Source organism: Pantoea sp. Pa-EAmG (assembly GCF_030024295.1).
Classification (GTDB): Bacteria; Pseudomonadota; Gammaproteobacteria; order Enterobacterales; family Enterobacteriaceae; genus Pantoea; species Pantoea dispersa.
This window is the reverse complement of the sequence record NZ_JASEWO010000176.1, coordinates 1-8,949: the sequence shown is the minus strand read 5'-3', so window position 1 is coordinate 8,949 and position 8,949 is coordinate 1. Positions and strand designations below refer to the sequence as shown.

The window sequence follows — 8,949 nt, the reverse complement described above, 5'->3', positions numbered from 1 at the left end:
CTTCTGTATATTCCTGGCTCAAGAGAACTCTCCAGGTGCCTGTAAATTAAGAAGGCAACAGCGCCGGGCAAGCCCGACGCTGGTCCTGTATGAATTCACAGGAGTGTACCGAATTCCTGCAAGTTTTGCACCTGCCCTGCATTACCGGGTTTTGATCACCAGACGATTGCTCTGTTTGACCTCTTCCATCACCACGTAAGTACGGGTGTCGTTGACGCCCGGCAGGCGCAGCAAGGTCTCACCCAGCAGTTTACGGTAGGCGGACATATCCGGCACGCGGGTTTTCAACAGGTAGTCAAAGTCACCGGAAACGAGGTGACACTCTTGAGTTTCCTCAAGTTTTTGTACAGCGGCGTTAAATTGTTCAAACACATCTGGCGCGCCGCGATTCAGAGTAATCTCAACGAATACCAGCAGTGAAGCATCGAGATAGTGCGGGTTCAGCTGCGCGGTGTAGCCCAGAATGAAACCCTGACGTTCCAGGCGACGTACGCGTTCAAGACAAGGTGTTGGCGAGAGGCCGACACGTTTTGAAAGCTCAACGTTGGAAATACGACCGTCTTTCTGCAGTTCATTCAGAATATTTCTGTCGATCCGATCCAGATCTTTTCCGGGGCGTTGCATGGTGTCTACCATTATTTTAGTATCTATTTATTCATTACATTTACCTGCCAAACCCTGAAAACGTTCAATGTTCAGGGCCTTACTGAAGTGAAGTCTTTAAGCCTGTGCAGTAACGCGACCATCCGTATGACGCATGCTGTCTGTCCACATCATGCGTCATTACCAATGTCAGGCTGAGTTTATTTGGCGAAATTGCGCAAAACAGAGCTGAAATTCTGTTTCGAACCGCTAAATTTTCTCTGCTTCTGACAATGTTTTCGCAAAAGCGCAGGCGATTGTCAAAGTAAAACATCCAAATTCAGTACAAGATGCCAGACAGCGTACTGGGTTGCTGTTTTTAAATGAGAATTTTTATACAGCTGCACCACAAATTGCCGAGCAATGCCCCCTTTTGGCGCAGCGCGCGTGCAGAATTGCCATTCATCGTCTACGCCGCTTGCAGTGATTGTTAACAAAATTGCTGAAACCTTTTTTTGCGACCGTAATTTCCCTACAATCGAAAACTATGTTGTCAGACACACACTGAGGAACGCATGAGTACGGCCAAACACAGTAAGCTGCTCATTCTGGGCTCCGGCCCTGCCGGTTACACCGCAGCGGTTTATGCCGCCCGCGCTAACCTGAACCCGGTATTGATTACCGGACTGGAAAAAGGCGGCCAGCTCACCACCACGACTGAAGTCGAAAACTGGCCGGGCGACCCGCACGATCTGACCGGCCCTGCGCTGATGGAACGCATGCAGGAGCATGCTGAGAAGTTCAACACCGAAATCATCTTTGACCATATTCACACGGTTGATTTGCAGAACCGTCCGTTCCGCCTGACCGGCGACAGCGGCGAATACACGGCGGATGCGCTGATCATCGCGACCGGTGCTTCAGCGCGCTACCTTGGCCTGCCGTCAGAAGAGGCATTCAAAGGCAAAGGGGTTTCGGCCTGCGCCACCTGTGATGGTTTCTTCTATCGTAACCAAAAAGTCGCGGTTATTGGCGGCGGTAACACCGCCGTTGAAGAGGCGCTCTATCTGGCGAACATCGCTTCCGAAGTGCACCTGATTCACCGTCGTGACAGCTTCCGCGCTGAGAAAATCCTGATTGACCGCCTGATGGAGAAAGTGCGTAACGGCAACATCGTGCTGCATACTGACCGCGCGCTGGACGAGGTGGTAGGCGATCAGATGGGCGTCACCGGGTTGAAACTCTCGTCAACCAAAGGTGAAGCCCCGGTCTCGCTGGAAGTGGCGGGCTTGTTTGTCGCCATCGGTCATAGTCCAAACACGGCGATTTTCGATGGCCAGCTGGATCTGGAAAACGGCTATATCAAAGTGCAGTCCGGCCTGCAGGGCAACGCCACGCAAACCAGCGTGCCGGGCGTGTTCGCTGCCGGTGACGTAATGGACCACATCTATCGTCAGGCCATTACCTCTGCCGGTACCGGCTGTATGGCCGCGCTGGATGCGGAACGTTATCTGGATGGTCTGGTTAAAAACGATAAGTAAGTTGTTAATTATCTGATCATAATTGCACTGAGGCGGCCACTTTTGGTCGCCTTTTTTATCGCCTGCGTGCTACAGTTCTGCCACCCGTCTGTCCGGCATTTAGCGTCGGATTTTGCCTCTCGTCACGGTGATCAAACGGCTTCGCATGAACAAATCACGGCAACACGAACTGCTGCGCTGGTTACGCCAGCAACGTCATCATGGCGCACGCAGCCTGCGACTGGCTTCGCTGGCAGGTTTTGCTGCGGCGTTAATTCTCATCGCCCAGGCCTGGCTACTGGCCTCCCTGCTGCAAAAACTGCTGGTGGAACAGCAACCCCGCGCTGAACTGGTGAGTGATTTCCTGTTACTACTGCTGTGCTTCGCACTGCGCGCCGCGCTGCACTACGGTCGTGAGATGGCCGGCTTCAGGGCCGGCGTGGCGATTCGCCGTGCACTGCGGCAACAGGTGCTGGACCGGCTGAACGCGCTCGGTCCGGCCTGGATTCAGGGCAAACCGGCCGGGAGCTGGGCGACGCTGCTGCTGGAACAGATTGAAGAGATGCAGGAGTATTACGCGCGCTATCTGCCGCAGATGTCGCTGGCGGTGTTTGTGCCCTGCGCCATCCTGATCGCCATTTTTCCGATTAACTGGGCCGCCGGACTGATTCTGCTGGCGACCGCACCGCTGATTCCGCTGTTTATGGCGCTGGTCGGCATGGGTGCGGCCGATGCCAATCGGCGTAATTTTCTTGCGCTGGCGCGTCTGAGCGGCGATTTCTATGACCGGCTGCGCGGACGCGAAACGCTGCGCCTGTTTCACCGCGCGGACGCTGAGCAGCAGGCGATTGCCGCCACTACGCAGGATTTTCGTCAGCGCACTATGGAAGTGCTGCGCCTCGCCTTTCTCTCCTCTGCGGTGCTGGAGTTTTTCGCCTCGCTGGCGATTGCCGTGGTCGCGGTCTATTTCGGCTTCTCGTATCTGGGTGAACTCAATTTTGGCCACTACGGCACCGGCGTGACGCTGTTTGCCGGTTTCCTCGCGCTGATTCTTGCCCCCGAATTTTTCCAGCCGCTGCGCGATCTTGGCACCTTTTACCATGCCAAAGCGCAGGCGGTGGGCGGCGCAGACGCGCTGGATACCTTCCTGCGCGAAACGCCCCAGCGCGCGCCGCAGGCGGCCACACAAACGCTGGATGCTGACGCGCCACTCTCCCTCCGGGCGCAGGATCTGGTGATCATGACCGCCACCGGCGAGGCGCTGTCACAGCCGCTGAATTTCAGCCTTACTCCCGGTCAGCGCGTGGCGCTGGTCGGACAAAGCGGGGCCGGAAAAAGTGCGCTGATGAATGTCCTGCTCGGTTTTCTGCCCTACCAGGGTTCACTGTGCATTAACGGCCAGGAACTGCGCGACATCAGCCGCAGCAGCTGGCAGCAGCAGCTCGCCTGGGTAGGACAAAATCCGCAGCTGCCGGCGGCGACGCTGCGTGACAATCTCCAGCTCACTGACACGCCGGTGGACGAGGCCACGCTGACCGCCGTGCTGCAGCGCGCTGGCGTCAGCGAATTTTTGTCGCTTCTGCCGCAGGGGCTGGATACGCCAGTTGGCGATGGCGGCATCGGCCTGTCCGTTGGGCAGGCACAGCGCATCGCCGTTGCACGGGCGCTGCTGAAACCGGCCCGCCTGCTGCTGCTGGACGAACCGGGATCCGGGCTCGACAGCCAGAGCGAGCAGCACGTGATGGGCGCGCTACAGCAGGCCGCACTGCAGCAAACCACGTTAATGATTACCCATCAGCTGCACGCCCTCGACCAGTGGGATGAAGTGTGGGTGATGCAGGCCGGACAACTGGTGCAGCAGGGCCACTGGCAACAGCTGATCGCAGAAGCCGGCCCGCTGCGCGAGCTGGCGCAGCATCGTCAGAAGGAGATTGCCTGATGCGCACGTTACTGCCTTTCCTGCGCCTGTATCGCCGCCATCCGTGGCGTTTAGGTCTTGGCGTGGTGCTGGCGATTGTCACGCTGCTTGCCAGCATCGGCTTGCTGACGCTGTCCGGCTGGTTTCTTGCTGCCTCCTCGCTGGCTGGCGTCGCCGGCCTGTACAGCTTCAATTACATGCTGCCCGCAGCCGGCGTGCGTGGCGCGGCAATCACCCGCACCGCCGCGCGCTATTTTGAACGGCTGGTGAGCCACGACGCCACTTTCCGCGTGCTGCAACATCTGCGCGTCTTTACCTTCAGCCGGCTGATGGCGCTGGCACCGGCGCAGCTGGCGCGCTTTCGTCACGGCGAACTGCTGAACCGCTTTGTCAGCGATGTCGATACTCTCGACCATCTCTATTTACGCGTTATTTCTCCACTGCTGGGTGCGGCGGTGGTGATTGTGGTGGTGACCTGTGGCCTGGCGCTACTCGATATGCGACTGGCGCTGCTGCTCGGGGCGATCATGTTGCTGACGCTGCTGCTGATGCCGCCGCTATTCTGGCGGCTCGGCGCGCGCACCGGCGCGCAGATTGCCCGTTACCAGGCTCGCTGGCGCCTGCAACTGACGCACTGGCTCAGCGGACTGGCCGAGCTGCAGATTTACGGCGCGGCGACGCTGTGGCGACAGCGGCTGGATCAGGAAGAACGTGCGTGGCAACAGGCGCAGCAGGAGCAACACCGGCTGCAGGCGCTGGCGCAGAGCCTGCTTACGTTGATCGCCGGCAGTACCGTTACGCTGCTGCTGTGGCTGGCCGCCAGCGGCGTCGGCGCCAATAGCACGCCGGGTGCACTGATTGCCCTGTTTGTGTTTTGCGCGCTGGCCGCGTTTGAAGCGCTGGCACCGGTAGCCGGCGCATTTCTGCCACTGGCGCAGGTGACGCACGCGGCGCAGCGCGTGCAGGAGATCATCGATCAACCGCCAGCGATTCACTTCCCGACACAACCGGTTGCGACGCCGCGCGGCCTCAGCCTGACGCTGGAACAGATCGATTTCAGCTATCCGCAGCGGCCAGAAGCGGTGCTGCACAACTTCTCCCTGACGTTAGCAGCCGGTGAACATCTGGCGCTGCTGGGCCCGACCGGCTGCGGAAAATCCAGCCTGCTGGCGCTGATCACGCGCGGCTGGGAAGCTCAGCGCGGCACGATTCGCCTGAACGGGATTGATCTGGCGGCGTGGGACGAAGCCAGCCTGCGTCAACGCATCAGCGTTGTCACGCAGCGCGTCCATCTGTTCAGCCAGACGCTGCGCGCTAACCTGCTGCTGGCAGCACCACAGGCCAGCGATGCACAGCTGATTGACGTATTGCAGCGGGTTGGGCTGGCGCATCTGACGCAGCACAGCGAAGGGCTAAATGCATGGATGGGTGAAGGCGGCCGGCCGCTGTCCGGCGGTGAACTGCGCCGGCTGGCGATCGCCCGTGCGCTGCTGCACGATGGCGATCTGTGGCTGCTGGATGAGCCGACCGAAGGTCTGGATGCTGCGACCGAGCAGCAGATTCTCACGTTGCTACAGCAGGTTAGCCAGGGAAAAACGCTGATCATGGTGACGCATCGCCTGAGTGGACTGGAAAAAATGGATCGCATCTGTGTGCTTGACGGTGGGCAGATTATCGAATCCGGCAGCCATGACGAATTAATCTCAAAAGCGGGACGCTACTGGCGTTTCCAGCAGCGCTTTGCGCTATAGTCTATGCGTTTAGCCTGAGGGTGACCGACGCCATGAGACTGGTACAACTTTCCCGGGATTCGCTCAATTTCCCGCCGCCGGAGATGGCGCTGCGTGAGCCAAACGGCCTGCTGGCCATGGGCGGCGATCTCTCCCCTGCCCGCCTGATGAATGCCTATCAGCGCGGTATTTTTCCGTGGTTTTCGCCCGGCGATCCGATTTTATGGTGGTCGCCAGATCCACGCGCGGTCCTGCTGCCGGAGTCGTTTCATCTCAGCCGCAGCATGGCGCGCTTCCATCGCCGTTCGCCCTATCGCGTCACCATGAATCACGCCTTTGCTCAGGTGGTTGAAGGTTGCGCCAGCGGGCGTCAGGAAGGCACCTGGATTACCTTTGAAGTGAAACGCGCCTGGCTGCGCCTGTATGAGCTGGGCCATGCGCACTCAATTGAGGTCTGGCAGGATCAACGCCTGGTTGGCGGCATGTATGGTCTGGCGCTCGGACAGATTTTTTGCGGCGAGTCGATGTTCAGCCGGGCGGAAAACGCCTCCAAAACCGCGCTGTGGGTTTTCTCACAGCACTTTATTGCGCATCAGGGACGGCTAATCGATTGTCAGGTGCTGAATCCGCATACCGCCTCGCTGGGCGCAGTTGAAATTCCGCGCGTCGATTATCTGCAATACGTGCAAACGCTGGCGTGGCAACCGGTGCAGACCGGCTGCTGGCAAACACAAACCCTTTTTTGACTGTCCCCGCAGATGTTTTGCACACAATTCCCGACAAAAGTGATACAATAAGCGAGTTTGGTATGTCGTCCGCGCTTCGCTGTGGCGAGCCGGAATTGCCAGGTTGGGAATCTCATCCATTTCCCGAAGCTGTTACCGTTGTGCACTTGATGCCAATTGCGACAACTTCTTAGCCCGCTAATCCCCCGCAGACGTCAATAAAAACACCCGAATTTTTCCGTAATGCACGCGCAATGGCGCGACGCACGGCGAAGCGTTGGCAAAATCGCCAACGGTTCTTTACATAAATCATGGAATTCGGCATTATCTTGCCGGTTCAACAGTTTGGTAGTTCACCCAGAGGATTCGATGGCCAAAGAAGACAATATTGAAATGCAAGGTACCGTACTGGATACGTTACCTAACACCATGTTCCGCGTAGAACTTGAAAACGGGCACGTGGTTACCGCTCATATCTCCGGTAAAATGCGCAAAAACTACATCCGCATCCTGACGGGCGACAAAGTGACTGTCGAGTTGACCCCGTACGACCTGAGCAAAGGCCGCATTGTCTTCCGTAGTCGCTAAGTTGTTGCACTCGCCTCGCGTTTGCTGATGTAAACTAAGCGCGAAAAAAAAGGCCGGATTTTAATCCGGCCTTTTTCTTATCTGCGCACCCGCTTAATGCACGGTGCCCTCGGTTTTGCGTTTTTCCGCACTCATGAAGTGGTAGGTGAGCTGGTTTTTCTCTTTATCCAGTCCAACCGATACCGATCCGCCATCTACCAGTGAGCCAAACAGCAGCTCGTTAGCCAGCGGTTTCTTCAGGTTTTCCTGCACAGTACGCGCCATCGGACGCGCGCCCATCGCTTTGTCGTAACCTTTTTCGGCCAGCCAGTCGCGCGCATCATCGCTGACTTCCAGCGACACACCTTTCGCATCCAGCTGTGCCTGCAGCTCAACAATAAATTTATCCACCACCTGATGGATCACCTGAGTATCGAGGTGACGGAACCAGATAATGTTGTCGAGACGGTTACGGAACTCCGGCGTAAAGATCTTTTTGATCTCTTCCATCGCGTCGGTGCTGTTGTCCTGCTGAATCAGGCCGATAGATTTACGCTCGGTCTCGCGCACCCCGGCGTTGGTGGTCATCACCAGCACCACATTGCGGAAGTCCGCTTTACGACCGTTGTTATCGGTCAGCATCCCGTTGTCCATCACCTGCAGCAGCAGGTTGAAGACATCCGGATGGGCTTTCTCGATCTCATCCAGCAGCACCACCGCGTGCGGATGCTTGATGACGGCATCGGTCAGCAGACCGCCCTGATCAAAGCCGACGTAGCCCGGAGGCGCACCAATCAAACGACTGACGGTGTGACGCTCCATATACTCGGACATATCAAAGCGCAGCAGTTCAATGCCCAGCGCCTTCGCCAGCTGCACGGTGACCTCGGTTTTACCGACCCCGGTCGGACCCGCAAACAGGAACGACCCGACTGGCTTACGCTCCTGCCCCAGACCCGCGCGGCTCATCTTGATGGCTTCAGTCAGCGCTTCAATCGCGTTGTCCTGACCAAACACCAGCATTTTCAGACGGTCGCCGAGATTTTTCAGCGTATCGCGATCGGTGGCCGAAACGCTCTGCTCCGGAATACGCGCGATGCGCGCCACCACGGATTCGATGTCCGACACGTTGACGGTTTTCTTGCGCTTGCTGACCGGCACCAGACGCGCACGCGCGCCGGCTTCATCGATCACGTCAATCGCCTTGTCCGGCAGATGACGATCATTGATGTACTTCACCGCCAGCTCAACCGCCGCACGTACCGCTTTGGCGGTGTAGCGCACATCGTGATGCGCTTCGTACTTCGGCTTCAGCCCGTTAAGAATTTGTACCGTCTCTTCAACCGATGGCTCAGTAATATCAATTTTCTGGAAACGGCGCGCCAGCGCACGATCCTTCTCAAAGATATTGCTGAACTCCTGATAGGTCGTGGAACCCATCACGCGGATTTTACCGCTGGAAAGCAGCGGCTTGATCAGGTTCGCCGCATCCACCTGGCCGCCCGATGCCGCACCGGCACCGATAATGGTGTGGATCTCGTCGATGAACAGAATGCTGTTGTTATCCTGTTCCAGTTGTTTCAGCAGCGCTTTAAAACGTTTTTCAAAATCACCGCGGTATTTGGTACCGGCCAGCAGCGAACCGATATCCAGCGAGTAGATGGTGCACTCTTTCATCACTTCCGGCACGTCGCCCTGCACAATGCGCCAGGCGAGCCCTTCCGCAATCGCGGTTTTACCGACGCCCGATTCGCCCACCAGCAGCGGGTTATTCTTGCGACGACGGCACAGCACCTGAATGGCCCGTTCCAGCTCTTTATCGCGGCCGATCAGCGGGTCAATTCCGCCGACGCGAGCAAGCTGATTAAGATTGGTGGTGAAGTTTTCCATACGTTCCTCCCCGCCTG

The 8,949-nt window shown here is 57.7% G+C and carries 7 protein-coding genes; 5 read left to right on the top strand and 2 right to left on the bottom strand.

Annotated elements, in window-relative coordinates; genetic code table 11:
* Nucleotides 1-141: 141 nt before the first annotated feature.
* Complete coding sequence (lrp, locus tag QMM04_RS18530; protein ID WP_282996726.1) at nucleotides 142-636, bottom strand: leucine-responsive transcriptional regulator Lrp; 495 nt, start codon at nucleotides 634-636, stop codon at nucleotides 142-144.
* Between the two features lie 521 nt (nucleotides 637-1,157).
* On the opposite strand from lrp, the gene trxB reads away from it, so the two are divergent.
* The 5 genes from trxB (at nucleotide 1,158) to infA (ending at nucleotide 7,063) form a co-directional block, all read left to right on the top strand.
* A complete protein-coding gene (gene trxB / locus QMM04_RS18525) occupies nucleotides 1,158-2,123 on the top strand; it encodes a thioredoxin-disulfide reductase (RefSeq protein WP_021508358.1) in 966 nt (321 codons plus the stop codon).
* Between the two features lie 145 nt (nucleotides 2,124-2,268).
* Nucleotides 2,269-4,041 carry a cysteine/glutathione ABC transporter permease/ATP-binding protein CydD gene (gene cydD / locus QMM04_RS18520; RefSeq protein ID WP_282996725.1) on the top strand — a complete coding sequence of 591 codons (1,773 nt, stop codon included), beginning with the start codon at nucleotides 2,269-2,271 and terminating at the stop codon, nucleotides 4,039-4,041.
* Entirely contained in the window at nucleotides 4,041-5,771 is a 1,731-nt protein-coding gene (cydC, locus tag QMM04_RS18515; protein ID WP_282996724.1) for a cysteine/glutathione ABC transporter ATP-binding protein/permease CydC, read from the top strand. The genes cydD and cydC overlap by 1 nt, the downstream gene beginning before the upstream one ends.
* Before the next feature lie 32 nt (nucleotides 5,772-5,803).
* The gene (gene aat / locus QMM04_RS18510; RefSeq protein WP_058769537.1) at nucleotides 5,804-6,496 is read left to right on the top strand and encodes a leucyl/phenylalanyl-tRNA--protein transferase; all 693 of its coding nucleotides are present in this window, start codon (nucleotides 5,804-5,806) and stop codon (nucleotides 6,494-6,496) included.
* 348 nt (nucleotides 6,497-6,844) lie between these two features.
* On the top strand, nucleotides 6,845-7,063 hold the full coding sequence (gene infA / locus QMM04_RS18505) for a translation initiation factor IF-1 (protein WP_002211347.1): 219 nt from the start codon (nucleotides 6,845-6,847) through the stop codon (nucleotides 7,061-7,063).
* Nucleotides 7,064-7,156: 93 nt separating this feature from the next.
* On the opposite strand, the gene QMM04_RS18500 is transcribed toward infA, so the two are convergent.
* On the bottom strand, nucleotides 7,157-8,949 hold a 1,793-nt coding region (locus QMM04_RS18500), incomplete at its 5' end, for an AAA family ATPase (RefSeq protein ID WP_282996723.1).